Origin of the sequence: Streptomyces sparsogenes (assembly GCF_001704635.1) — a bacterium.
In the GTDB taxonomy this organism is placed as follows: domain Bacteria; phylum Actinomycetota; class Actinomycetes; order Streptomycetales; family Streptomycetaceae; genus Streptomyces; species Streptomyces sparsogenes.
In genome coordinates this window covers 15420-38133 of record NZ_MAXF01000016.1, presented here as the reverse complement: position 1 = coordinate 38133, position 22714 = coordinate 15420, and the positions used below count along the sequence as shown (strand labels likewise).

Genomic DNA, 22714 nt, shown 5'->3' with positions numbered 1-22714 from the left:
AGCCGTGTCCCCTCCTGTTCTCCGTACCCCCGTACGGATCCCCATTCCCGCTGAGTAACCGCTTGAACGCTCGCGGTCAGAGTCAACTTAGACCGTCCCGCAGCGGTACGTATCACTGACTGATACGGGGGGCGGGCCGCCGGTGCGGGTCTGAGACAATTGATCGCGTGATCTCCCGAATCGATCTGCGCGGCGCCGCCTTCCCGGAAGGCGGGATCGACCGCGACCTGCTGCCCCGTGCCGAGCTCGACGTCGAGGCCGCCCTGGAGAAGGTGCGGCCCATCTGCGACGACGTGCGCCATCGCGGCACCGCGGCGCTGGTCGACTACGCGCGGCGGTTCGACGGGGTGACCATCGAGCGGGTGCGGGTGCCCCGGGAGGCGCTGACGCGCGCCCTCACGGAGCTGGACCCGGCCGTGCGGGCCGCCCTGGAGGAGTCCATCCGGCGCGCCCGGCTGGTCCACCGCGAGCAGCGGCGCACCGACCACACCACGCGGGTCGTGCCGGGCGGCACGGTCACCGAGCGGTGGGTGCCGGTCGAGCGGGTGGGGCTCTACGTGCCGGGCGGTCGGTCGGTCTACCCGTCCTCCGTGGTGATGAACGTGGTGCCCGCGCAGGAGGCCGGGGTCGGCTCGATGGCCGTCGCCTCGCCGCCGCAGAGTGAGTTCGGCGGGCTGCCGCACCCCACCATCCTGGCCGCCTGCGAGCTGCTCGGCGTGGAGGAGGTGTACGCGGCGGGCGGCGCCCAGGCCGTCGCCATGTTCGCCTACGGCACCGAGGAGTGCCGCCCGGTCTCCCTGGTCACCGGGCCGGGAAACATCTATGTGGCCGCGGCCAAGCGGCTGCTCAAGGGGCGGATCGGCATCGACGCCGAGGCCGGCCCCACCGAGATCGCGATCCTCGCCGACACCACCGCGGACCCGGTGCACGTCGCCGCCGACCTGATCAGCCAGGCCGAGCACGACCCGCTGGCCGCCTCGGTGCTCGTCACCGACTCCGAGGAGCTGGCCGCGGCGGTCGAGAAGGAGCTGGACGCGCAGGTCGCCGCGAGCAAGCACGCCGAGGAGCGGATCCGCCCCGCGCTCGCCGGCCGGCAGTCCGGCATCGTGCTGGTCGACGGCCTGGAGCAGGGCCTGGCGGTCGTGGACGCCTACGCCGCCGAGCACCTGGAGATCCAGACCAGGGACGCGGCCCAGGTCGCGGCCCGGGTGCGCAACGCCGGCGCCATCTTCGTCGGGCCGTACGCGCCCGTCAGCCTCGGCGACTATGCGGCGGGGTCCAACCACGTCCTGCCCACCGGCGGCTGCGCCTGCCACTCCTCGGGACTCTCGGTGCAGTCCTTCCTGCGCGGCATCCACGTCGTGGACTACACCCGCCAGGCGCTGGCGGAGGTCGCCGGGCATGTGGTGACGCTCGCCGAGGCGGAGGACCTGCCCGCCCACGGCGCGGCGGTGAAGGCAAGGTTCGACTGGAAGGTGCCGGGCGACAAGTGACCGGGATCGACGACCTCCCCATCCGGGACGAGCTGCGCGGCACGTCCCCGTACGGCGCCCCGCAGCTCGATGTGCCGGTGCGGCTGAACACCAACGAGAACCCGTACCCGCTGCCCGAGGAGCTGGTGGCGCGGATCACCGAGCGGGTCGCCGAGGCGGCCCGCCACCTCAACCGCTACCCGGACCGGGACGCGATCGAGCTGCGCACGGAGCTGGCCGGATATCTGACCCGCACGGCCGGGCACCAGGTCTCCGTGGCCAACGTGTGGGCCGCCAACGGGTCCAACGAGGTGCTGCAGCAACTCCTGCAGACCTTCGGCGGGCCCGGGCGCACGGCCATCGGCTTCGAGCCCTCGTACTCGATGCACGCCCTGGTCTCGCGCGGCACCGGCACCGGCTGGATCTCCGGCCCCCGGAACGCGGACTACACCATCGATGTCGACTCGGCCCGCGCCGCCATCGCCGAGCACCGCCCCGACGTCGTCTTCATCACCTCGCCGAACAACCCGACCGGCACCGCAGTCGAGGCCGAGACCGTGCTGGCCCTCCACGACGCCGCGCAGGCGGCGCGGGCGGACGCGGCGGGGGCGCTCGTGGTGATCGACGAGGCGTACGGGGAGTTCAGCCACCGTCCCTCGCTGCTGCCGCTGATCGAGGGACGCCCCCGGCTGGTCCTCTCCCGGACGATGTCCAAGGCCTTCGGCGCGGCCGGGCTGCGGCTCGGCTACCTCGCGGCCGACCCGGCGGTGGTCGACGCCGTCCAGCTGGTCCGGCTGCCCTACCACCTGTCCGCCGTCACCCAGGCCACCGCGCTGGCCGCCCTCGAGCACACCGATACGCTGCTCGGGTACGTCGAGACGCTCAAGGCCGAGCGGGACCGGCTGGTGAGCGAGTTGCGCGCGCTCGGCTGCGAGGTGACCGAGTCGGACGCCAACTTCGTACAGTTCGGCCGCTTCGAGGACGCCCACGCGGCGTGGCAGGCCCTGCTGGAGCGGGGGGTCCTGGTCCGTGACAACGGCGTACCGGGCATGCTGCGGGTCACCGCGGGCACCCCGGCCGAGAACGACGCGTTCCTCGACGCGGTACGCGAGCTGATGAAGGAGACAAGCGCATGACCCGCGTGGGCCGTGTGGAGCGCACCACCAAGGAAACCTCGGTCCTCGTCGAGATCGATCTCGACGGCACCGGCCAGGTCGACGTCTCGACGGGCGTCGGCTTCTACGATCACATGCTCGACCAGCTCGGCCGCCACGGTCTCTTCGACCTCACCGTCAAGACCGAGGGCGACCTGCACATCGACACCCACCACACCATCGAGGACACCGCCCTCGCGCTCGGCGCCGCCTTCAAGCAGGCGCTCGGCGACAAGGTGGGGATCTACCGCTTCGGCAACTGCACGGTGCCGCTGGACGAGTCGCTGGCCCAGGTGACCGTCGACCTCTCGGGCCGCCCGTACCTGGTGCACAGCGAGCCGGAGAACATGGCGCCGATGATCGGCACGTACGACACGACGATGACCCGGCACATCCTGGAGTCCTTCGTTGCGCAGGCGCAGATCGCCCTGCACGTCCACGTCCCGTACGGGCGCAACGCCCACCACATCGTCGAATGCCAGTTCAAGGCGCTGGCGCGAGCCCTGCGCTACGCGAGCGAGCGCGACCCGCGGGCCGCGGGCATTCTTCCTTCGACGAAGGGCGCGCTGTGAGCGACGCACACGCGGCCGCCCGGCCGCAGACGACACTCAAGCCGCGCTTTCGCCGCGTGGGCGGAGAAGCGAACGGGATGATGCTGTGAGCGGTCTGTCTACTGTCTTCATCGTTCTCGGTCTGTTCCTGCTCGGCGGGGTGATCTCCTTCGTCAAGCAGGGCCTGCCCAGGAGCGTGATCGTGCTGCTCGGCATCGGGGCGGCGATGTCGCTCACCGCTGGGATCCTTCGGCTGGAGGTGTGGAATTGAGCACGGGCGCCAAGAAGGTCGTCGTCTTCGACTACGGCTTCGGCAACGTACGGTCCGCCGAGCGGGCCCTCGCCCACGTCGGAGCCGACGTGGAGATCACCCGTGACTACGACCGCGCCGCCGCCGCCGACGGCCTGCTGGTCCCCGGGGTCGGCGCCTTCGCCGCCTGCATGAAGGGGCTGCGGGAGGCCCGCGGCGACTGGCTGGTGGAGCGCCGGCTGGCCGGCGGGCGCCCGGTCATGGGCATCTGCGTGGGCATGCAGATCCTCTTCGGGCGCGGCATCGAGCACGGCGTGGAGGCCGAGGGCCTGGACGAGTGGCCCGGCACCGTCGAGCAGCTGAACGCGCCCGTCGTCCCCCACATGGGCTGGAACACGGTGAAGGCCCCCGAGGACTCCCGGCTCTTCGCGGGCCTGGACGAGGACGCCCGCTACTACTTCGTCCACTCCTACGCGGTCCGCACCTGGGAGCTCGAGGTCACCAACCCGAAGATCGCCGCCCCCAAGGTCACCTGGGCCACCCACGGCGAGCCGTTCGTCGCCGCGGTCGAGAACGGGCCGCTGTGGGCGACCCAGTTCCATCCCGAGAAGTCCGGCGACGCCGGGGCGCAGCTGCTGCGCAACTGGCTGGACACGCTCTGACCGGCCCGGCCGCACCCGTCAACTCCGCAAGCCTCACAGCCCTCACAGCCCCGTAGCCCTCACCGTAAGGTCCCCCATGCGCACCCACCGCCTCGAACTCCTCCCCGCCGTCGACGTCCGCGACGGCCAGGCCGTACGCCTCGTCCACGGCGAGTCCGGCTCCGAGACGTCCTACGGCGACCCGCTGGAGGCCGCCCTCGCCTGGCAGCGGGCCGGCGCCGAGTGGCTGCACCTGGTGGACCTCGACGCGGCCTTCGGCACCGGCGACAACCGCGAGCGGATCGCCGAGGTCGTGGCCACCATGGACATCAAGGTCGAGCTGTCCGGCGGCATCCGCGACGACGCCTCGCTCGCCGCCGCCCTCGCCACCGGCTGCACCCGCGTCAACCTGGGCACCGCCGCGCTGGAGTCCCCCGAGTGGGTCGCCAAGATCATCGCCGAGTACGGGGACCGCATCGCCGTGGGCCTCGACGTCCGCGGCACCACCCTGCGCGGCCGCGGCTGGACCCGCGACGGCGGCGACCTGTACGAGACGCTGGCCCGCCTGGACTCCGAGGGCTGCGCGCGCTACGTCGTCACCGACATTGCCAAGGACGGCACCCTCCAGGGCCCCAACCTGGAGCTGCTGAAGAACGTGTGCGCCGCGACCGACAAGCCGGTCGTCGCCTCGGGCGGCGTTTCCTCCCTTGACGATCTGCGCGCCCTTGCGACCCTGGTGCCGGAGGGCGTGGAGGGCGCCATCGTCGGGAAGGCGCTCTACGCCAAGGCGTTCACCTTGGAAGAGGCGTTGGAGGCGGTTTCCGTATGAGCTCACCCGAGAGTGTCCGGCGTGTCCAGGCGGACAGCCCGTGGGAGGAGACCATCGGCTTCGCCCGGGCCGTCGCGGCCGGCGACCGGGTCCTCGTCTCCGGGACGATGCCGCTGGTGGGCGGGGTCCTCCAGGGCGAGGGCGATCCGTACGAGCAGACGCTGGCCGCCTTCCGGAACGCGCTGGACGCGCTGCGGAAGTTCGACCTCGGCGTCGAATCGGTCATCCGTACCCGCATGTACCTCACCCACGCGCGCGATGTGGACGAGGTGGGGCGCGCCCACAAGGAGCTCTTCGACGCCGTGCGCCCCGCCGCGACCCTGGTCGTGGTCTCCGGTTTCGTCGACTCGCGCGTCCTGGTGGAAGTCGAAGTAGAAGCATTCCGAGGAGCCGACGCGACATGACCCTGGCGGTCCGAGTCATCCCCTGCCTGGACGTGGACAACGGCCGGGTCGTCAAGGGAGTCAACTTCCAGAACCTGCGGGACGCCGGCGACCCCGTCGAGATGGCCAAGGTCTACGGCGAGGAGGGCGCCGACGAGCTGACCTTCCTCGACATCACGGCCTCCTCCGGCAACCGCGAGACCACGTACGACGTGGTGCGCCGCACCGCGGAGCAGGTCTTCATCCCGCTCACCGTGGGCGGCGGCGTCCGCACCGTGGAGGACGTGGACAAGCTGCTGCGCGCCGGCGCCGACAAGGTCGGTGTCAACACGGCGGCCATCGCCCGGCCCGAGCTGATCCGGGAGATCGCCGAGCGCTTCGGCAGCCAGGTCCTCGTCCTGTCCGTCGACGCCCGGCGCTGCGGGGAGGGCACGGTCACCTCCTCCGGCTACGAGGTCACCACCCACGGCGGCCGCCGTGGCACCGGCGTCGACGCCGTCGAGTGGGCCCACCGGGCGGCCGAGCTGGGGGCGGGGGAGATCCTGCTGAACTCGATGGACGCCGACGGCACCAAGGACGGCTACGACACGGCCATGATCGAGGCCGTCCGCAAGCACGTCACCGTCCCGGTCATCGCCAGCGGCGGCGCGGGGAAGCTCTCCGACTTCCCCCCGGCGATCGCGGCGGGTGCGGACGCGGTCCTCGCGGCCTCGGTCTTCCACTTCGGCGATCTGCGCATCGGGCAGGTCAAGGAGGCGCTGCGGGAGGCGGGGCACCCGGTGCGGCTGTAGGCCTGGCCCCAGGCCTCCGGGCGGCCGGCCGTGCCGCCGCCCGGAGCGCCGGGCCCCGGCTCAGCGCCCGATGTCGAAGGCGCGCAGCACCAGCTTGCGCTTGGGGTCATCGAGCGGATGGCCGATCACATACAGCTTGTCCCCCCAGGTGCCGACGCTCATCATGTCGACACGGTTCAGCGAGTGCCCCGGCGTGTAGAGCACGCCCCGGGACCGCTCCTTGCCGTCCCGCAGCCCGAGGGAGACGAGCGTCGGGTCCCCGCCCAGCTGACGTGCCGCCTTCAGGGCGAGCACCTTGCCGTCCTCCATGCCGACCTGCCGGGTGTTCTTCTTGGACCACAGCACCTCGCCGGTCTTGAGGTCGGTGGCCCCCAGGCCCGAGGTGGTGCCGTAGTTGGACAGCAGCACCGACGCGTCCTTGTCGACGAGCTTCGTGTTTCCGAACTGGACGTTCCCCAGCTTGCCCGTCAGACGGAAGCTCTTGTCCGGCTTCCCGTCTTCCGTATAGGTCTGCAGATAGCGCTTTTCGTCGTCGTTGCCCTCCTGGTCGACCAGGACCAGGGTCAGCGGGTCGTCCCCCACCACCTGCTCCACGTCCCGCTTCTCGTTCGGGAACTTCCAGTTGTCCCCGTACCGCAGGTCGAGGATGCTGAGCTGGTTCTCCGGCTTGGCGTCGCTGCAACTGCTGGAGTAGGCGAGATAGCCCGCGGACCACTCGATGTCGTTCCCGCAGTCGCGGCCGCGTGAGTACAGCGTCCACTTCTTGGCGCCCCCGGAGATGGAGTACGCCGCGACCCCGCCGATGCCGGCGACCACCGTGTCGTCGCTGACCTGGACGTGCGGCGCGACCGTCTTGTAGCCGCTCGACAGGTTCTTCGACCACAGGGTCCGTCCGGTCTCGGTGTCGAAGACGACCAGGTACGCGCAGTCGTTGCCGCCCGCGTCGTAGACGGCGGCGCCGACACCGTCGGAGTTCGGCTGCGGGGCGATGGCGCACACCTCGCTGGCCCCCTTGGGGGTCTTCACCGTCCACAGCTTCTTGCCGGTCTCGGGGTCGAAGGCGCGTACGCCGTTGTCGTCGGCGTAGACGGGGTTGCGGGTGGTCGTCCACAGGGCGGGCAGTCCGCTGAGGTTGCCCAGGACGTGCGACTCGGGCAGCTCCGTCTGCCATGTCTGGTGCAGCGCGTTGGCCGGTGGTCCCGACTGCTTCGCCGAGGGGCCGCCGGAGCCGTCGGAGTCCGAGGTGTCGTGCCTGGCCACCGCGACCGCGATGCCGCCCGCGATCAGCAGGACGGCGAGGGCGATGGCGGCCGCGACCTTGCCGCCGCCGCGCCGCGGCGGCACCGGCGGGGGCGGGGGCCACGGGGCCCCGGGGGCCGCGCCGCCGCCGGGCGGCTGCTGCGGATAGGAGGGGAGCCCGCCCGGCCCGGCCTGCGGCCCGGCGGGCGGGGCGGTGGGCGGACCGGGCGGCGCGGCGTCGGCCCCGGGCGGCGGCGCCGACGGCCTCGGCGGCACCGACGGCTGCCCGCCCCCACCCTCCCGTTGTGGTCCGCCCTGCCCGGGCACCTGGCCGTCGCCGTCGTACGTCACCGTTCCGACCCCCGATCCTCGCCGGACCGCACCCTGCGGCCCGCACCAACAACAGACGACGATCGCCGCCGTCGCGTTGCATCACGAGGGGCGGGAGGATAGCAGCGGGATCCGGCCCGACAACCGGTGGGTCCGATCGTGAGTTTCGACCCGGGTGCCGGGTGCCGGGTGCCGGGCGGCGGCGGATCGGCGGGGTGCTCGGTGTCCCGCTGGGGCTCGCCGAGTTCGAGTACGACGCGGGGAGGTCACGCGGTGGGGGGAGTGGCTGATCAACGCATGCTACGTGCCGCTCGTGGCGTGGGGGCCGCTGCTGGCGGTCGTCACGGCGCACTACTACCGGCGCCGCACGCGCGACTCGGCGGGGTAGCGCTTTCCGGCCCGCCTGGACCAACCCCCTGCTCGCCGGCCCTCGGGCCGCGCAGCAGCGCCAGGGTCTGCTCCAGCTCGGCCCGCAGCACATCGCCCGCCGCCTCCGCGTCGCCCCGCTCGACGGCCCGGACCAGGGCGCTGTGGGTCTCCTCGCCGTGGTTCGGTGCGCCGGCGCGCAGGGCGAGCAGGTCCACCAGGTCGATCAGGCCTTGCCGCAGCCGGGGGGTGAACTCGGCGAACAGGTCGGTGAGCACGGGATTGTGCGCGGCGGCGACCACCGCCGCGTGCAGCGCGATGTCGGCGTCGACGAAGGAGGCGTCGTCGCCCGCGGCGGCGGCCTTCCGGGCCTCCAGGGCGGCGCTCAGGGCGGTGAGGTCGGCGTCGGTGCGGCGGCGCGCGGCGAGCTGGGCGGCCTGGACCTCGATCAGCATGCGCACCTCGAAGACGTCCGTGACGGCCGCGCGGCGGAGCCGGGCGGGCCAGTCCTCGGCGGGTTCGGTGGCGATGACGAAGACGCCGGAGCCCTGGCGGGCCCGCACCAGCCCGGCGCCGGCCAGGACGCGCACGGCCTCGCGCACGGTGGAGCGGCCCACGCCGAGGGTCTTGGCCAGGGTGGTCTCGCCGGGGAGCCGGGTGCCGACCGGCCAGTGGCCCCCGGTGATCTCCTCGCGCAGCCGCGCGGCCGCCTGTTCGACCAGGGGAGTGGGGCGGAGGGTGCCCAGCGGCATCCGGTTCACCTTTCGGGGTTCGGTCGTCGTCTCGATGTCTTCTTCTCCTGTGCGGAGGCTCCCAGTTTCCCAGAGAGTCCCCGCTCCCCAGGTTGTCAGCTTGTCTGAGGAGCTGACATGTGGCTAACCTGTCCCGCATGACGCTGCGCGGGCTTCTCCTCGGCTGCCGCGGCGGGGCCTGATCCGACCGGCACCCCGCCGCGGGGCCGTGCGTGCCGGTCGCCCTCCGACCGAGCGAAGGAAAACCCGGCCCCATGGCTGTTCAGCACGACGAGCCGACCCAGCACCAAGAGCCCACCCAGCACCAAGAGCCCCTCCGGCCCCAAGAGTCCGACCGGCACGACGACACCCCCTCCTGGAACCCGCAGCGGCCCGGCCCCATGCCGTACCACCGCTACCGGTCCGTGTACGACCGGGTCGCGGTGCCGCTGACCGACCGCGCCTGGCCGGCCCGGCGGATCGAACGGGCGCCGCTGTGGGTGCCGGTCGACCTGCGCGACGGCAACCAGGCCCTGGCCGAGCCGATGGACACCCCACGCAAGCGCCGGATGTTCGACCTCCTGGTCGCGATGGGCTTCAAGGAGATCGAGGTCGGCTATCCCTCGGCGAGCCAGACCGACTTCGACTTCGTACGGCACCTGGCCGTGAGCGACGCCGTCCCCGCCGATGTGACCGTGGTGGTCTTCACCCCGGCCCGCCGCGACCTGATCGAGCGGACCTTCGCGGCCATCGAGGGCCTGCCCTGCTCGGTGGTGCACCTGTACACCGCCACCGCCCCCGTCTGGCGCGAGGTGGTGCTCGGCCGCGGCCGCGCCGAGGTGCACGAGATGATCCGGGACGCCGCCGGGCACCTGGCCAGGCTCGCCGAGGCCCGCCCCGAGGACATCCGGTTCCAGTTCTCCCCGGAGGTCTTCAACCTCACCGAGCCCGACTTCGTGCTGGAGGTCTGCAACGGCCTCACCGCGCTGTGGGACGCCTGCCCCGAGCGGCCAGTGATCCACAACCTGCCCGCCACCGTCGAGTGCGCCACCCCCAACGTGTACGCCGACCAGATCGAGTACATGCACCGCCACCTGGAGCGGCGCGCCGACGTCATCCTCTCCGTGCACCCGCACAACGACCGCGGCACCGGGGTCGCCTGCGCGGAGCTGGCCGTCCTGGCGGGCGCCCAGCGCGTCGAGGGCTGTCTGTTCGGCAACGGCGAGCGCACGGGCAACGTGGACCTGGTCACCCTCGCGCTCAACCTCTACGCCCAGGGCGTGGACCCGATGCTCGACTTCTCCGACATCGACGCGATCCGCGACACCGTCGAACACTGCAACCGGCTGCCGGTCCACCCCCGCCACCCCTACGGCGGCGAGCTGGTCTACACCGCCTTCTCCGGCACCCACCAGGACGCCATCAGCAAGGGGCTCGCCCACCACGCCCGGCGGGCCGCCGAGTCCGGCGTACCGGAGGGCCGGGCGCCGTGGGCGGTGCCGTACCTGCCCATCGACCCGGCCGACGTGGGGCGCAGCTACGAGGCGGTCATCCGCGTCAACAGCCAGTCCGGCAAGGGCGGCATCGCCCATCTGCTCCAGGCCCACTACGGCCTCGACCTGCCCAAACGGCTCCGCGCCGACTTCTCCCGGACCGTCCAGGCCGCCACCGACGACAGCGGCCGGGAGGCCACGGCCAAGGACCTGTGGGAGCTGTTCCGGGCCTCCTACCTCGCCCCCGGCCACGACGGGCCGATCATCCTCGCCTCCTGGACCACCGAGGAGACCGCCCCCGGCCTGCACCGCTTCGTCTGCGAGCTGCGCACGGGGGAGGGCGGTACGGGGGACGGCGAGCGCCGGTACGAGGGCACGGGCAACGGGCCGCTGTCCGCCTTCGCCGACGCCCTGGCCGGGGCCGGGATCGCCGTGGACATCCTCCACTACGCCGAGCACGCGACCGCCGCCGGACCCGGCAGCCCCGCCGTGGCCTACGCCGAATGCCGCGTCGCCGGCACGACCCGGTGGGGGGCCGGTCAGGACACCTCCGTGCTCACCGCCTCGGTGCACGCCGTCCTGGCCGCGGTGAACCGCGCGCTGTGACCGTCGCGCCGTGAACCGTGCGCTGTGATCGCAGTGCTGTGACCGCAGTGCTGTGACCGTCGCTGCGTGCGAAAGTCGCGGCGTGAGGAAGGGGCGACGAGAGGGGCGGGGCGCTCGCTAGACGCCGAGCTTGGCGGTGTGCAGCGCCGCCACCGCCTCCTTGTCGCCCTCCAGCTCGACCCGGGCGGCGTCCTGGCGGCCGAACAGGAAGACCGCCAGCTCGCCCGGCTCCGCGGTGACCGTGACCACCGGGGTGCCCCGGTGCGCCACCGCCGTACGGCCGTCCGGGCGCCGCAGCACCAGGCCGACCGGGGACTTGCGGCCGAACACCTTGGCGATCCGCTCGATCCGGGACCACAGCGCGTCGGCGAAGACCGGGTCGAGCTCGCGCGGTTCCCAGTCCGGCTGGGCCCGGCGGACGTCCTCGGTGTGGACGTAGAACTCGATGGTGTTGGCCGCCTCGTCCACCTGCTTCAGGGAGAACGGGGACATCCGCGGCGGGCCCTCGCGGAAGAGCCGGACCAGCTCCGCGTACGGCTTCGCGGCGAACTCGGCCTGCACCCGGTCCAGCCGCCCGGACAGCGGCTTGAGCACCAGGCCGGCGGCCGCGTCGGCGCGGCGCTCGCGCACCACCAGATGGGCGGCCAGGTCATGGGTGGTCCAGCCCTCGCACAGCGTCGGGGCCTCGGGTCCGGAGGTCTCCAACAGGTCGGCCAGCAGCAGGCGTTCGCGCCTCGCGTGAGTGGACATACGGCCCACCCTAAGGCCGCCGTCCGGCCCTCGCCACGGCGCCGCGCGGCACCCGTCACTTCGGGAGCGGCTTGGTCAGCTTCTTGCCGTTCAGGCTCCCGCTGAGCGTCAGGGCACAGGAGACCTGGTCCTGGCCCTGGATCCGGTAGGTGCCGAGGGCCGGGTAGAGCGCGTAGTAGTAATACATCCGGCCGTCGTTCGGTATGGACTTCAGGCGCTCCTTGGCGTCCGTCTCGCACAGCGTGAGCGCCTTGTCCTGGATCGCCTTCTCGGTGGCGAAGTCCCCGGTCAGGGTCTCGTTGGCGATGACCTCACCGTCGTGCGGACCGTCGCACCCCCGCTTCTCGACCTTCGTCACGCTGCTGTCCAGCGCGGGGTGGTCGAAGCACTGGCCGGGCTTGAGCACCACGTACGGCACCAGGTCGCCCGGGTCCGCGGACGCGGAGGCCGAGGGGGTGGAACCGCCGTCGGGGACGTCACTGCCGCCGCCCAGCGGCGCGCCCTTCCCGGGGTCCGCCGAGCCGGACGGGTCGGCGGAGTCGGAGGAGGAGGGCGAGGGGGACGCCGACTCGGAGGCCGAGGCCGACGGGGAGCCCGACGACTTCGGGTCGGCCGACGCCTCGGTCTTGCCGCCGTCGTCCCGCGTGCCGAGCACGATCCCGCCGATGACCAGCGCGCCGGCCACCACCGAGGCCACGGCGATCGCCGCGACCCGGGCCCCGCCCCGGCCGGGGCCCGGCGGGGGCGGCGGCAGGGCGCCGGGGGGAAGCGCGCCAGGAGGAAGCGCACCGGGCGGGAGCGCGCCAGTGGGCGGGCCGAAGCCGCCCGACGGCGGCAGCGGGGCTTGCGGCGCGGGCGGGCCGGGCTGTGCGGGCGGGCCGAACCCCTGCTGCGGGGGCGGTCCGAAACCCTGCTCCGGCGGTGGCCCGAACCCCCCGCCGTTTCCGGGCCGGTTGGGATCGTGCGGCGACGGCGGAAACGTCATGCCCGAAGCATGCCCCATCCCACCGACATACCGGCCATCGGGCCGGGCGGTCGCGCGTGCAGAATGGTCGCATGACCGGCTCCGACCGCCCCTCCTCCCTCGACCCGGCCCTCGCCGCCCGCCTCAAGCGGAACGCCGACGGTCTCCTCCCCGCCATCGCCCAGCAGTACGACACCGGCGAGGTGCTGATGCTCGGCTGGATGGACGACGAGGCGCTGCACCGCACCCTCACCACCGGCCGCTGCACCTACTGGAGCCGCAGCCGCCGGGAGTACTGGGTCAAGGGCGACACCTCCGGGCACATCCAGCTGGTGAAGTCCGTCGCCCTCGACTGCGACGCCGACACCATCCTGGTCAAGGTCGACCAGGTCGGCGCGGCCTGCCACACCGGCGACCGCACCTGCTTCGATTCCGACGTCCTGCCGCTCGGCCAGTAGGCTCGCCGGCCATGACCCAGGGTGCGCACACGATGGACCTCGAGACCTTCCGCAAGCTGGCGGCCGACCGCCGCGTCATCCCCGTCAGCCGCCGGCTGCTCGCGGACGGCGACACCCCGGTCGGGCTCTACCGCAAGCTGACCGCCGAACGCCCCGGCACCTTCCTCCTGGAGTCCGCCGAGAACGGACGGTCCTGGTCCCGCTACTCCTTCATCGGCGTACGCAGCGCCGCCACCCTCACCGAGCGCGACGGCCGCGCGCACTGGCTGGGCACCCCGCCCGTCGGCGTGCCCACCGACGGCGACCCGCTCCAGGCGCTGCGCGCCACCATCGAGACCCTGCACACCCCCCGCGACCTCGGGGGACTGGCCCAGCTGCCGCCCTTCACCGGCGGCATGGTCGGCTATCTCGGCTACGACATCGTGCGCCGGCTGGAGAAGATCGGCGAGAGCGGCCGGGACGAGCTGGGGCTGCCCGAGCTGACCATGCTGCTCACCTCGGACCTGGCCGTACTCGACCACTGGGACGGCACCGTCCTGCTGATCGCCAACGCGATCAACCACAACGACCTCGACACGGGCGTCGACGAGGCGTACGCGGACGCCGTGGCGCGGCTCGACGCGATGACCGCCGACCTCGCCCGGCCCGTCCCCACGGACCCCACCGCCCTGCCGGCCTCCGAGCTGCCCGAGTACACCGCCCGGTGGGGCGGGGCCGACTTCATGGCGGCCGTGGAGGACGTCAAGGAGCGCATCCGCGCCGGGGAGGCGTTCCAGGTCGTGCCCTCCCAGCGGTTCGAGACCCCCTGCGCGGCCAGTGCCCTGGACGTCTACCGCGTGCTGCGGGCCACCAATCCGAGCCCGTACATGTACCTCTTCCGCTTCGACGGGTTCGATGTCGTGGGCTCCAGCCCGGAAGCGCTGGTCAAGGTCGAGGACGGCCGGGCGATGGTGCACCCGATCGCCGGTACGCGCCCCCGCGGCGCCACTCCGCGCGAGGACGCCGCCCTCGCCGACGAGCTCCTCGCCGACCCCAAGGAGCGGGCCGAGCACCTCATGCTCGTCGACCTCGGGCGCAACGACCTGGGCCGGGTCTGCGAGCCCGGCAGCGTCGAGGTCGTCGACTTCATGTCGGTCGAGCGCTACAGCCACGTCATGCACATCGTCTCCACCGTCACCGGCCGGCTCGCCGAGGGCCGCACCGCCTTCGACGTGCTCACCGCCTGCTTCCCCGCGGGCACCCTCTCCGGCGCGCCCAAGCCGCGCGCCATGCAGATCATCGAGGAGCTGGAGCCGAGCCGCCGCGGCCTGTACGGCGGGTGCGTCGGATACCTCGACTTCGCCGGCGACTCCGACACCGCCATCGCCATCCGTACCGCGCTGCTGCGGGACGGCACGGCGTATGTGCAGGCCGGAGCGGGGATCGTCGCGGACTCCGACCCGGCGGCGGAGGACGCGGAGTGCCGGAACAAGGCGGCGGCGGTGCTGCGGGCCGTGCACACGGCGGGGCGGCTGGAGCGGGGCTGACATCCGGGGCCGCTGCCGCGGGTCGACGTTCCGGGGAGCCGTTCCCGGACGTACGGGTGACACCCGCACCGAAGCATCGAATCAGGCATTCCGTATCCCCGCGGCGGGCTTGTCCGAGCCGTGGGGGATAGTGGTACGCGTGAGTGCAGCAGCCGTACCCCAGCCCCGGGCCCACCATGAGCCCACCGCCGCAGCCGCGCGCGGCCGCAGACGCAGCCTCGGCGTCGCCCTGCTGTCCGGGGCGCTCGGCGCCGCGCTCGTACTGCTGGCCACCAGCCGCACCTGGGCCAAGGGCACGGCCGCGGTCGCCAAGGGCACCCTGCCGCAGCATGCGAACGGTGACGACATCACCGGGCTGCCCGGGGCGCTGGCGGTCGTCGGCCTCGCCGCGCTCGTCGCGGTGTTCGCCGTCAACCGCGTCGGGCGCTGGGTCGTCTCCGGGCTGCTGACCCTCAGCGGGGCGGGCATCGTGGTCAGCTCGGTGCTGGGCGCCTCCGACAAGGCGGCGCTCGAGGAGAAGGCGTCCCAGGCGACCGGCCTGGCCGACAGCGCCATCCACGACGTCGCGTACACCCCGTGGCCCTGGGTCGCCATGGGAGGCGGGGCGCTGCTGCTGCTCGCCGGCGTGCTCGCCCTGGGCTACGGCCGCCACTGGCCCGCCATGTCCGGCCGGTACGAGCGCGCGGGCGCCGGCGGCGAGGGCGGCAAGGGCGGCGGCAGGAGCCGCGTGGCGGGCCGCGCGCGGCGCGGTGGCGCGGCGCCGGACCCGGAGCGGCCCGAGGAGCTGTGGAAGGCCCTCGACCGCGGCGAGGACCCGACGGAGGCCTGAGCGTTCCGGCCGGGCAACCCTGATGGAGCGGACCCCCGCTCACGGCGGTTCCGACCGTCGGGGACAATGTCCTGGGAGCGTTCGCCCCGCGCGCCCGGGACCCGGGGGCAGTAGAGCAACGAGGAGTATTCATGGCGGGTAACAACCACGGACACACCCCGGCCGCCTGGACCGGCGTCACCATCGCCTTCGTCGGCTTCTGTGTCGCCGCCGCGTTCATCGTGCTGGCCAACCCGATCGGCTTCTGGGCGGGCATGGTCGTGGTGGTCCTCGGCGGCGTCGTCGGTGCGGCGATGCGCGCGGCCGGGCTCGGGCAGGCGCCGAAGCGGCAGCCGCAGGCCCAGCCGCAGGCGCAGACCCAGCAGTGAGCCGGGGGCGGGGCTGAGGCGACCCGCCTGACCCGCCTTCGCCTGATCCGCCTCAGGGCGCGGCGCGGGGCCCGGGCGTACGGCCGTACGGCGGCAGGACGCGGGCCCTGAGCTGCGCCTTCGCATATCCGCCGCGAGACTCGGCGATGTGACCGAGAACCGGCCCGTGCGGCGGCTGGCGGCGCCCCTGGGGGTGCTCGCGGCGGTCGTGGGCGCCTTCGCCTTGGTGGGGCTCGTCGACCCGAACGAGCCGGGCCACTACCCGGCGTGCCCGCTGCTGAGGCTCACCGGCCTGTACTGCCCCGGCTGCGGCGGGCTGCGCGGCGCGTACGCGGTCGCCCACGGGGAGCCGCTCACCGCGCTCGGGGCCAACGCGCTCGCCGTCCTCGGCTACCTCGGCTTCCTCGCCGTCTGGCTGCGCTGGCTCCTGGACCGCGCGCGGGGGAGCACGGCGGGGCCGGTGGTGCCGCTGCGGACCGCGCACGGGTGGCTGATCGGCGGGGCGGTTCTCGGCTTCACCGTTATCCGGAACCTCCCCTTCGGAAGTTTTCTCGCCCCGTGACCGTTGAAGATGAAGGCGACCGTCGGTTCCGTACCGGTCCCGGCGGCGGCCGGGGGCGCGGGTCCGCGTCAACCGGATGCGAGACCTCGGTCCTCCGGCAGATACCATCGCAGTGCCTGGTGAATCGGTCGCGTCCCCGTGGACGCCCGCTGTGCCAGTAGTGATCAGAAGCTCCATCCCGTCCGGAAGGGGGCCGCTCGCGTGAGTGTGCTCGACGAGATCATCGACGGAGTCCGTGCCGACCTCGCGGAGCGGCAGGCGCGCGTCACCCTCGACGAGCTCAAGGAGCGGGCCGCGAGGGCACCCCAGGCCAAGGACGGGGTCGCCGCGCTCAAGGGCGACAGCGTCAAGGTGATCTGCGAGGTCAAGCGGTCCAGCCCGTCCAAGGGCGCGCTCGCCGCGATCGCCGACCCGGCCGGGCTCGCCGCCGACTACGAGGCGGGCGGCGCGGCCGTCATCAGCGTGCTCACCGAGCAGCGGCGGTTCGGCGGCTCGCTGGCCGACCTGGAGGCCGTCCGCGCGAAGGTCGACATCCCGGTGCTGCGGAAGGACTTCATCGTCACCTCCTACCAGCTCTGGGAGGCGCGGGCGTACGGCGCGGACGTCGCCCTGCTGATCGTCGCCGCGCTGGACCAGCCGGCGCTGGTCTCGCTCATCGAGCGCGCCGAGTCGATCGGGCTGACGCCGCTGGTCGAGGTGCACGACGAGGACGAGGTCGAGCGGGCGGTGGACGCCGGGGCGCGGGTGATCGGCGTCAACGCGCGGAACCTGAAGACGCTCCAGGTGGACCGGGGGACCTTCACGCGGGTCGCGCCGGAGATCCCGGACCACATCGTGAAGGTCGCGGAGTCGGGCGTGCGCGGCCCGCACGACCTGATCGCGTACGCGAACGACGGCGCGGATGCCGTGCTGGTGGGCGAGTCGCTGGTCACCGGCCGGGACCCGAAGGGCGCGGTCGCGGACCTGGTCGCGGCGGGAGCGCACCCCGCGCTGCGGCACGGGCGGGACTGAGGCCTTCTCCATGGACACGTACGCGCGCTTGGCCCGGGGGTGCCGCCCCCGTGGCTGCCGTGCGCCCGCGAGGCGGGTGCGGGGCCGGCGCGTGCGGTACCACATCGGCTGCGAGCCGGGGCAGATCAATGGGCGCCGATGGCGTGAGGCGCTGGTGCCGCGCGGGGCGCGCGGGTAGCTCCCGACCGGGTGCGGCTCCCTTGGCGAGCCGACCGGTGGTGAGTCGGCCGGTGGTGAGCCGACCGTTGGTGAGCCGACCGGTGCTGGATCGGCCGGTGGTGAGCCGGTCGGCGCTCATGCGTGGCGATCTTCGTCATTTGTCCGTTATGACGTCTGGGGCGGTCGCCCCGATGTGATGTTTCGGGGCGTGCGCCCCGACTGAGGAGTACGTCAGATGCCGTCTGACTTCTTTGTCCCGGACCCCGAGGGTCATCTCCCCAGCGCCGAGGGGTATTTCGGCGCGTTCGGCGGTCAGTTCATCCCCGAGGCGCTGGTCTCCGCCGTCGACGAGGTCGCCGCCGAGTACGACAAGCTGAAGGCCGACCCGACGTTCGCCGCCGAGCTCGAGGATCTGCTGGTCAACTACGCGGGGCGGCCCAGCGCGCTGACCGAGGCGCCCCGGTTCGCCGAGCACGCCGGCGGCGCGCGGATCTTCCTCAAGCGCGAGGACCTCAACCACACCGGCTCCCACAAGATCAACAACGTGCTGGGCCAGGTGCTGCTCGCCAAGCGCATGGGCAAGACCCGGGTGGTCGCCGAGACCGGCGCCGGGCAGCACGGCGTCGCCACGGCCACCGGGTGTGCCCTGTTCGGGCTCGAGTGCGTCGTCTACATGGGCGAGATCGACACCGAGCGGCAGGCGCTCAACGTCGCACGGATGCGGATGCTGGGCGCCGAGGTCATCGCCGTGAAGACCGGCAGCCGGACGCTCAAGGACGCGATCAACGAGGCGTTCCGCGACTGGGTGGCCCATGTGGACCACACCCACTACCTGTTCGGCACCGCCGCCGGACCGCACCCGTTCCCGGCGCTGGTGCGCGACTTCCACCGGGTGATCGGCGTGGAGGCGCGGCGGCAGATCCTGGAGCGGGTCGGCCGGCTGCCGGACGCCGTCGCGGCGTGCGTCGGGGGCGGGTCCAACGCCATCGGGCTGTTCCACGCCTTCCTGCCGGACGACTCCGTGCGGCTGTTCGGCTTCGAGCCGGCCGGGCACGGCCTGGAGACCGGGGAGCACGCGGCCACGCTGACCAAGGGGGACCCGGGGATCCTGCACGGCTCCCGGTCCTATGTGCTGCAGGACGAGGACGGGCAGATCGTGGAGCCGTACTCGATCTCGGCCGGTCTGGACTACCCGGGGGTGGGCCCGGAGCACGCCTATCTGAAGGACGTGGGGCGGGCCGAGTACCGGGCCGTCACCGATGACGCGGCCATGGAGGCGCTGCGGCTGCTGTCCCGCACCGAGGGGATCATCCCGGCGATCGAGAGCGCGCACGCCCTGGCGGGGGCGCTCGAGCTGGGGCGTGAGCTCGGGAGCGACGGGCTGCTGCTGGTGAATCTGTCGGGCCGTGGCGACAAGGACATGGACACGGCGGCGCGGTATTTCGGGCTCTACGAGGGAGAGAAGTGATGAGCGCAGAGCTGCTGGGGTCCGTGCTCGCCAAGGCCGGGGCGGAGGGGCGCGCCGCGCTCATCGGCTATATGCCGGCCGGCTATCCGACCGTGGACGGCGCGGTGCGCGCCATGACGGCGATGGTCGAGGGCGGCTGCGATGTGATCGAGGTCGGGCTGCCGTACAGCGACCCGGTGCTGGACGGCCCGGTCATCCAGACCGCCGACGACATCGCCCTGCGGGGCGGGGTGCGCATCCGCGATGTGATCCGTACGGTCGGCGAGGTCCACGAGCGGACCGGGGCGCCCGTGCTGTGCATGACGTACTGGAACCCGGTCGACCGGTACGGGGCCGAGCGGTTCGCCGCCGATCTGGCGGCGGCCGGCGGCGCGGGCTGCATCCTGCCGGACCTGCCGGTCCAGGAGTCGGAGGGATGGCGGAAGGCCGCCGAGCAGCACGGCCTCGCCACGGTCTTCGTGGTGGCGCAGAGCACCGGCGACGAGCGGCTGGCGAGGATCACCGCGGCGGGCAGCGGCTTTGTGTACGCGGCCTCGATCATGGGCGTCACCGGCACCCGCGATTCGGTGGGGGAGGGGGCGCGGGAGCTGGTGGAGCGCACCCGCGCGACGACCGACCTGCCGGTGTGCGTGGGGCTCGGGGTGTCCAACGCCGGGCAGGCCGCCGAGGTGGCCGGGTACGCGGACGGCGTCATCGTCGGGACGGCCTTCGTCCGGCGGCTGATGGACGCCGAGGACCTGGAGTCGGGGATCGCGGCCGTGCGCGCCCTGGCGGGTGAGCTGGCGGAGGGAGTCCGCGTCGCTCGTTAGGGGGAATACGGGGCGGAGGGGCTCAGCGGGGCTCCTCCGCCTCGTTAGGCGAGGGCGTGAGCGAGAAAAACCGTGAGGGGAAGCGCAGCGCCCGGGAGCGGCTGCGGGAACAGCGAGAGAAGGAGCGGCTCCGCGCCAGGCGCAGGCGCACCATGGGCGTGGCCGGGGCTGTGGTGGCCGTGCTCGGGGTGGCCGCGGGCGTGGGCATGGTCGCCTCGAAGAGCGGCGAGGACTCGTCGGGGAAGTCCGGGAGCCGGGCGGTCGCGCCCCGCGGCGCGGCGGGCACGGTGATCACCTCCGGGAAGGCGGGCGCGAAGAAGACGCTGACCGTCTACGAGGACTTCCGCTGCCCCGGCTGCAAGCAGTTCGAGGACGTCTTCCGCACGACCGTGCACCGGCTCCAGGACAAGGGGCGGATGAAGGTGCGCTACCACCTGGTGACGATCATCGACGGGAACATGGGCGGCACCGGCTCGCTCCACGCGGCGAACGCGGCGGCCTGCGCGCAGGACGCCGGGAAGTTCCGGGCGTACCATGACGTGCTCTACAAGAACCAGCCCCCGGAGACCAAGGACGCGTACGCGAACAAGTCGAAGCTGATCAAGCTGGCGGGCAAGGTCCCGGGGCTGGACACCCGGACCTTCCGCAGGTGTGTGGAGGACGGCCGGCACGACGGGTGGGTGCGGAAGTCCAATGCCGCCTTCACCCGCTCGGGCTACAACAGCACACCGACCATCCTGCTGGACGGGAAGGCGGTCTACGGCGATCCGGACAAGCCGCTGAGCCCGCGGAAGCTCAAGCGGATGGTGACCAAGTAGCTCGTTATGCAGCCGTTGTGGCGGGTGGGTTGCCGCATCCGCCGCCCGGCAGGGTAGCGTCGACTTCGACATGGACCTCGCATACATTCCCAGCCCGTCGTCCGGCGTGATCTATCTCGGCCCGATCCCGCTGCGCGGCTATGCCTTCTGCATCATCATCGGTGTCTTCGTGGCGGTCTGGCTCGGCGGGCGGCGCTGGGTCGCCCGCGGCGGCCGGGTCGGCACGGTCGCCGACATCGCCGTGTGGGCGGTGCCCTTCGGGCTCGTCGGTGGTCGTCTGTACCACGTCATCACCGACTACGAGCTGTACTTCACCGACGGTCGCGACTGGGTGGACGCCTTCAAGATCTGGGAGGGCGGCCTCGGGATCTGGGGCGCGATCGCGATGGGCGCGCTCGGCGCCTGGATCGGCTGCCGGCGCCGGGGCATCCCGCTCCCGGCGTATGCCGACGCGGTCGCGCCGGGGATCGCCTTCGCCCAGGCGATCGGCCGCTGGGGCAACTGGTTCAACCAGGAGCTTTACGGCAAGCGGACCGATGTGCCGTGGGCGCTGAAGATCGACGCCGACCCGGGGATAGGGCGGGTGGCCGGGACGTACCAACCGACGTTCCTGTACGAGTCGCTGTGGTGCGTGGGCGTGGCGCTGCTGGTGATCTGGGCGGACCGGAAGTTCAAGCTGGGGCACGGCCGGGCGTTCGCGCTGTATGTCGCCGCGTACACGGTGGGCCGCTTCTGGGTGGAGTACCTGCGGGTGGACACCGCCCATCATGTGCTGGGCCTGCGGCTGAACAACTGGACGGCGGTCGCCGTCTTCCTGGCGGCGGTGGTCTACTTCGTGCTCTCCGCGAAGAGGTCCCCCGGGCGCGAGGAGGTCGTGGAGCCCGCCGCCGTGGCCGAGGCCGGGGAGGGCGAGGACGGCGGCGAGCCGGCCCGCGCGGACAGCGGCGAGGACGGAACCCAGGCGAAGGCCGGAACCAGGGCGAAGGGCGAGGCCGAGGCGAGGAGCGAGGCCAAGGCGGACGGCGAGGCGAAGTCCGAGGCCGGGCCCGCCGAGCCGGCCGAGCAGTCCCAGTAGTTTCGTAGTCTCCGAGCCCCCCGAGGCCGCCGGACCCGCGAGGGTCCGGCGGTCTTCGCGTTTGTGCAGGTCAGCGAGGTAAGTTCGGCCTTCCTTGCTGGCGGCGGCAGGGAATTCGCGCGTACCTTCGAACTGTTGGGTCGAGGGCGGCCATGCCCGCACACCCCCGAAGGGAGCACCATGTCGGTCATCGAGGGCACCGAACAACCTCACATCGCGCACCGCGACAACCACACCCACCGCGATGTGAACGGCGGCTGGCTGCGCCCCGCCGTGTTCGGCGCCATGGACGGTCTCGTGTCCAATCTCGCCCTGATGACCGGCGTCGCCGGCGGCTCCATGGACCGGCAGACCATCGTGATCACCGGCCTGGCCGGGCTGGCGGCCGGCGCGTTCTCGATGGCCGCCGGGGAGTACACCTCCGTGGCCTCCCAGCGCGAGCTGGTGGAGGCCGAGCTGGAGGTCGAGCGGCTCGAGCTGCGCAAGCACCCGGTGGACGAGCTGGAGGAGCTGGCCGCGCTGTACGAGTCGCGGGGCGTGGAGCCGAAGCTGGCGCGCCAGGTGGCCGAGCAGCTGTCGAGGGACCCGGAGCAGGCGCTGGAGATACACGCCCGCGAGGAGCTGGGCGTCGACCCGGACGACCTGCCGTCTCCGCTGGTCGCCGCGGTGTCCTCGTTCGGCTCGTTCGCGCTGGGCGCCCTGCTGCCGGTGCTGCCGTATCTGCTGGGGGCCACCGCGCTGTGGCCGGCCGTGGTGCTGGCGCTGATCGGGCTGTTCGCTTGCGGTGCGGTGGTGGCGCGGGTGACCGCCCGTAGCTGGTGGTTCAGCGGGCTGCGGCAGCTGGCGCTGGGTGGCGCGGCGGCCGGTGTGACATATGCCTTGGGCACACTCTTCGATACCGCGGTGGGTTGATTTACCATACGGCGAGCCGCAAGATTACGCCGTTACCCGACGGTTTCAATCCGTTTACCGGCGGGCATAACGCCGTAGCGCCGTGGGCAGCGTCGCCCGCTTCGCGCTGACGGCGGGGTGATCGTTTGATCCCCCTTGCCTCACTTCATCCCTCGTGCACGTTGTCCGC

25 protein-coding genes are annotated in these 22714 nt (G+C 72.7%); 21 read left to right on the top strand and 4 right to left on the bottom strand.

What is annotated here, in order from left to right; genetic code table 11:
* The first annotated feature begins 167 nt into the window (after nt 1-167).
* The 8 genes from hisD (at nt 168) to hisF (ending at nt 6071) form a co-directional block, all read left to right on the top strand.
* Nucleotides 168-1493 carry a histidinol dehydrogenase gene (gene hisD, locus BBH68_RS02300; protein ID WP_065958528.1) on the top strand — a complete coding sequence of 442 codons (1326 nt, stop codon included), beginning with the start codon at nt 168-170 and terminating at the stop codon, nt 1491-1493.
* Entirely contained in the window at nt 1490-2608 is a 1119-nt protein-coding gene (locus BBH68_RS02295; protein WP_065958527.1) for a histidinol-phosphate transaminase, read from the top strand. The genes hisD and BBH68_RS02295 overlap by 4 nt, the downstream gene beginning before the upstream one ends.
* Nucleotides 2605-3198: an imidazoleglycerol-phosphate dehydratase HisB gene (gene hisB / locus BBH68_RS02290; RefSeq protein ID WP_065958526.1), complete on the top strand. Its 594-nt coding sequence runs from the start codon at nt 2605-2607 to the stop codon at nt 3196-3198. Before BBH68_RS02295 ends, hisB begins: the two co-directional genes overlap by 4 nt.
* Before the next feature lie 85 nt (nt 3199-3283).
* On the top strand, nt 3284-3448 hold the full coding sequence (locus BBH68_RS41740; RefSeq protein ID WP_170066523.1) for a hypothetical protein: 165 nt from the start codon (nt 3284-3286) through the stop codon (nt 3446-3448).
* Nucleotides 3445-4089 carry an imidazole glycerol phosphate synthase subunit HisH gene (gene hisH / locus BBH68_RS02285; RefSeq protein ID WP_065958525.1) on the top strand — a complete coding sequence of 215 codons (645 nt, stop codon included), beginning with the start codon at nt 3445-3447 and terminating at the stop codon, nt 4087-4089. The genes BBH68_RS41740 and hisH overlap by 4 nt, the downstream gene beginning before the upstream one ends.
* 76 nt (nt 4090-4165) lie before the next feature.
* On the top strand, nt 4166-4897 hold the full coding sequence (gene priA / locus BBH68_RS02280) for a bifunctional 1-(5-phosphoribosyl)-5-((5-phosphoribosylamino)methylideneamino)imidazole-4-carboxamide isomerase/phosphoribosylanthranilate isomerase PriA (RefSeq protein ID WP_065958524.1): 732 nt from the start codon (nt 4166-4168) through the stop codon (nt 4895-4897).
* The gene (locus tag BBH68_RS02275; protein ID WP_065958523.1) at nt 4894-5301 is read left to right on the top strand and encodes a RidA family protein; all 408 of its coding nucleotides are present in this window, start codon (nt 4894-4896) and stop codon (nt 5299-5301) included. Before priA ends, BBH68_RS02275 begins: the two co-directional genes overlap by 4 nt.
* Nucleotides 5298-6071 (top strand): imidazole glycerol phosphate synthase subunit HisF, encoded by a 774-nt coding sequence (gene hisF, locus BBH68_RS02270; RefSeq protein WP_065958522.1) that lies wholly within the window; start codon nt 5298-5300, stop codon nt 6069-6071. The genes BBH68_RS02275 and hisF overlap by 4 nt, the downstream gene beginning before the upstream one ends.
* Nucleotides 6072-6131: 60 nt before the next feature.
* Here the strand turns inward: hisF and BBH68_RS02265 are convergent, their stop codons facing one another.
* Both BBH68_RS02265 and BBH68_RS02260 read right to left on the bottom strand, forming a co-directional pair.
* Nucleotides 6132-7661, bottom strand: a complete 1530-nt coding sequence (locus BBH68_RS02265; RefSeq protein WP_065958521.1) for an outer membrane protein assembly factor BamB family protein — start codon at nt 7659-7661, stop codon at nt 6132-6134.
* Nucleotides 7662-7981: 320 nt separating this feature from the next.
* Nucleotides 7982-8758, bottom strand: a complete 777-nt coding sequence (locus BBH68_RS02260; RefSeq protein ID WP_079150747.1) for a FadR/GntR family transcriptional regulator — start codon at nt 8756-8758, stop codon at nt 7982-7984.
* 380 nt (nt 8759-9138) lie between these two features.
* Between BBH68_RS02260 and leuA the strand changes: the two genes are divergently transcribed.
* The gene (gene leuA / locus BBH68_RS02255) at nt 9139-10836 is read left to right on the top strand and encodes a 2-isopropylmalate synthase (RefSeq protein ID WP_065958620.1); all 1698 of its coding nucleotides are present in this window, start codon (nt 9139-9141) and stop codon (nt 10834-10836) included.
* A gap of 117 nt (nt 10837-10953) precedes the next feature.
* On the opposite strand, the gene BBH68_RS02250 is transcribed toward leuA, so the two are convergent.
* Together BBH68_RS02250 and BBH68_RS41345 are read right to left on the bottom strand one after the other, a co-directional pair.
* Nucleotides 10954-11586, bottom strand: a complete 633-nt coding sequence (locus tag BBH68_RS02250; protein ID WP_065958520.1) for a TIGR03085 family metal-binding protein — start codon at nt 11584-11586, stop codon at nt 10954-10956.
* Between the two features lie 55 nt (nt 11587-11641).
* Nucleotides 11642-12571 carry a hypothetical protein gene (locus BBH68_RS41345; protein ID WP_141712947.1) on the bottom strand — a complete coding sequence of 310 codons (930 nt, stop codon included), beginning with the start codon at nt 12569-12571 and terminating at the stop codon, nt 11642-11644.
* Between the two features lie 71 nt (nt 12572-12642).
* On the opposite strand from BBH68_RS41345, the gene hisI reads away from it, so the two are divergent.
* The 12 genes from hisI (at nt 12643) to BBH68_RS02190 (ending at nt 22545) form a co-directional block, all read left to right on the top strand.
* Nucleotides 12643-13008: a phosphoribosyl-AMP cyclohydrolase gene (hisI, locus tag BBH68_RS02240; RefSeq protein WP_065958518.1), complete on the top strand. Its 366-nt coding sequence runs from the start codon at nt 12643-12645 to the stop codon at nt 13006-13008.
* Between the two features lie 11 nt (nt 13009-13019).
* Nucleotides 13020-14534, top strand: a complete 1515-nt coding sequence (locus tag BBH68_RS02235) for an anthranilate synthase component I (protein ID WP_076971055.1) — start codon at nt 13020-13022, stop codon at nt 14532-14534.
* A 139-nt stretch (nt 14535-14673) separates the two neighbouring features.
* Entirely contained in the window at nt 14674-15363 is a 690-nt protein-coding gene (locus tag BBH68_RS02230) for a TIGR02234 family membrane protein (RefSeq protein WP_065958516.1), read from the top strand.
* Nucleotides 15364-15494: 131 nt separating this feature from the next.
* Nucleotides 15495-15731, top strand: a complete 237-nt coding sequence (locus BBH68_RS02225; RefSeq protein WP_065958515.1) for an HGxxPAAW family protein — start codon at nt 15495-15497, stop codon at nt 15729-15731.
* Nucleotides 15732-15879: 148 nt separating this feature from the next.
* Nucleotides 15880-16293, top strand: coding sequence for a DUF2752 domain-containing protein (locus BBH68_RS02220; protein WP_245737856.1), 414 nt, complete (start codon nt 15880-15882; stop codon nt 16291-16293).
* A 201-nt stretch (nt 16294-16494) separates the two neighbouring features.
* Entirely contained in the window at nt 16495-17304 is an 810-nt protein-coding gene (gene trpC / locus BBH68_RS02215) for an indole-3-glycerol phosphate synthase TrpC (RefSeq protein ID WP_065958513.1), read from the top strand.
* Entirely contained in the window at nt 17195-17482 is a 288-nt protein-coding gene (trpM, locus tag BBH68_RS44405; RefSeq protein WP_425428760.1) for a tryptophan biosynthesis modulator TrpM, read from the top strand. Before trpC ends, trpM begins: the two co-directional genes overlap by 110 nt.
* Nucleotides 17483-17698: 216 nt before the next feature.
* Complete coding sequence (gene trpB, locus BBH68_RS02210; protein ID WP_065958512.1) at nt 17699-18931, top strand: tryptophan synthase subunit beta; 1233 nt, start codon at nt 17699-17701, stop codon at nt 18929-18931.
* A complete protein-coding gene (gene trpA / locus BBH68_RS02205) occupies nt 18931-19740 on the top strand; it encodes a tryptophan synthase subunit alpha (RefSeq protein WP_065958511.1) in 810 nt (269 codons plus the stop codon). Before trpB ends, trpA begins: the two co-directional genes overlap by 1 nt.
* Nucleotides 19741-19796: 56 nt before the next feature.
* Nucleotides 19797-20558, top strand: coding sequence for a DsbA family protein (locus tag BBH68_RS02200; protein ID WP_065958510.1), 762 nt, complete (start codon nt 19797-19799; stop codon nt 20556-20558).
* A gap of 70 nt (nt 20559-20628) precedes the next feature.
* Nucleotides 20629-21633 (top strand): prolipoprotein diacylglyceryl transferase, encoded by a 1005-nt coding sequence (gene lgt, locus BBH68_RS02195; RefSeq protein ID WP_065958509.1) that lies wholly within the window; start codon nt 20629-20631, stop codon nt 21631-21633.
* Nucleotides 21634-21813: 180 nt separating this feature from the next.
* Nucleotides 21814-22545, top strand: a complete 732-nt coding sequence (locus tag BBH68_RS02190; RefSeq protein WP_065958508.1) for a VIT1/CCC1 transporter family protein — start codon at nt 21814-21816, stop codon at nt 22543-22545.
* The last annotated feature ends 169 nt before the right edge of the window (nt 22546-22714 follow it).

Excerpts from the sequence above, each read along its gene's own strand:
- hisB (WP_065958526.1), top strand. The coding sequence starts at position 2,605 with ATGACCCGCGTGGGCCGTGTGGAGCGCACCACCAAGGAAACCTCGGTC.
- priA (WP_065958524.1), top strand. The coding sequence starts at position 4,166 with ATGCGCACCCACCGCCTCGAACTCCTCCCCGCCGTCGACGTCCGCGAC.
- BBH68_RS02275 (WP_065958523.1), top strand. The coding sequence starts at position 4,894 with ATGAGCTCACCCGAGAGTGTCCGGCGTGTCCAGGCGGACAGCCCGTGG.
- hisF (WP_065958522.1), top strand. The coding sequence starts at position 5,298 with ATGACCCTGGCGGTCCGAGTCATCCCCTGCCTGGACGTGGACAACGGC.
- BBH68_RS02260 (WP_079150747.1), bottom strand. The coding sequence starts at position 8,758 with ATGCCGCTGGGCACCCTCCGCCCCACTCCCCTGGTCGAACAGGCGGCC.
- leuA (WP_065958620.1), top strand. The coding sequence starts at position 9,139 with ATGCCGTACCACCGCTACCGGTCCGTGTACGACCGGGTCGCGGTGCCG.
- BBH68_RS02250 (WP_065958520.1), bottom strand. The coding sequence starts at position 11,586 with ATGTCCACTCACGCGAGGCGCGAACGCCTGCTGCTGGCCGACCTGTTG.
- BBH68_RS41345 (WP_141712947.1), bottom strand. The coding sequence starts at position 12,571 with ATGACGTTTCCGCCGTCGCCGCACGATCCCAACCGGCCCGGAAACGGC.
- hisI (WP_065958518.1), top strand. The coding sequence starts at position 12,643 with ATGACCGGCTCCGACCGCCCCTCCTCCCTCGACCCGGCCCTCGCCGCC.
- BBH68_RS02235 (WP_076971055.1), top strand. The coding sequence starts at position 13,020 with ATGACCCAGGGTGCGCACACGATGGACCTCGAGACCTTCCGCAAGCTG.
- BBH68_RS02225 (WP_065958515.1), top strand. The coding sequence starts at position 15,495 with ATGGCGGGTAACAACCACGGACACACCCCGGCCGCCTGGACCGGCGTC.
- trpM (WP_425428760.1), top strand. The coding sequence starts at position 17,195 with ATGCCGTGCTGGTGGGCGAGTCGCTGGTCACCGGCCGGGACCCGAAGG.
- trpB (WP_065958512.1), top strand. The coding sequence starts at position 17,699 with ATGCCGTCTGACTTCTTTGTCCCGGACCCCGAGGGTCATCTCCCCAGC.
- trpA (WP_065958511.1), top strand. The coding sequence starts at position 18,931 with ATGAGCGCAGAGCTGCTGGGGTCCGTGCTCGCCAAGGCCGGGGCGGAG.
- lgt (WP_065958509.1), top strand. The coding sequence starts at position 20,629 with ATGGACCTCGCATACATTCCCAGCCCGTCGTCCGGCGTGATCTATCTC.
- BBH68_RS02190 (WP_065958508.1), top strand. The coding sequence starts at position 21,814 with ATGTCGGTCATCGAGGGCACCGAACAACCTCACATCGCGCACCGCGAC.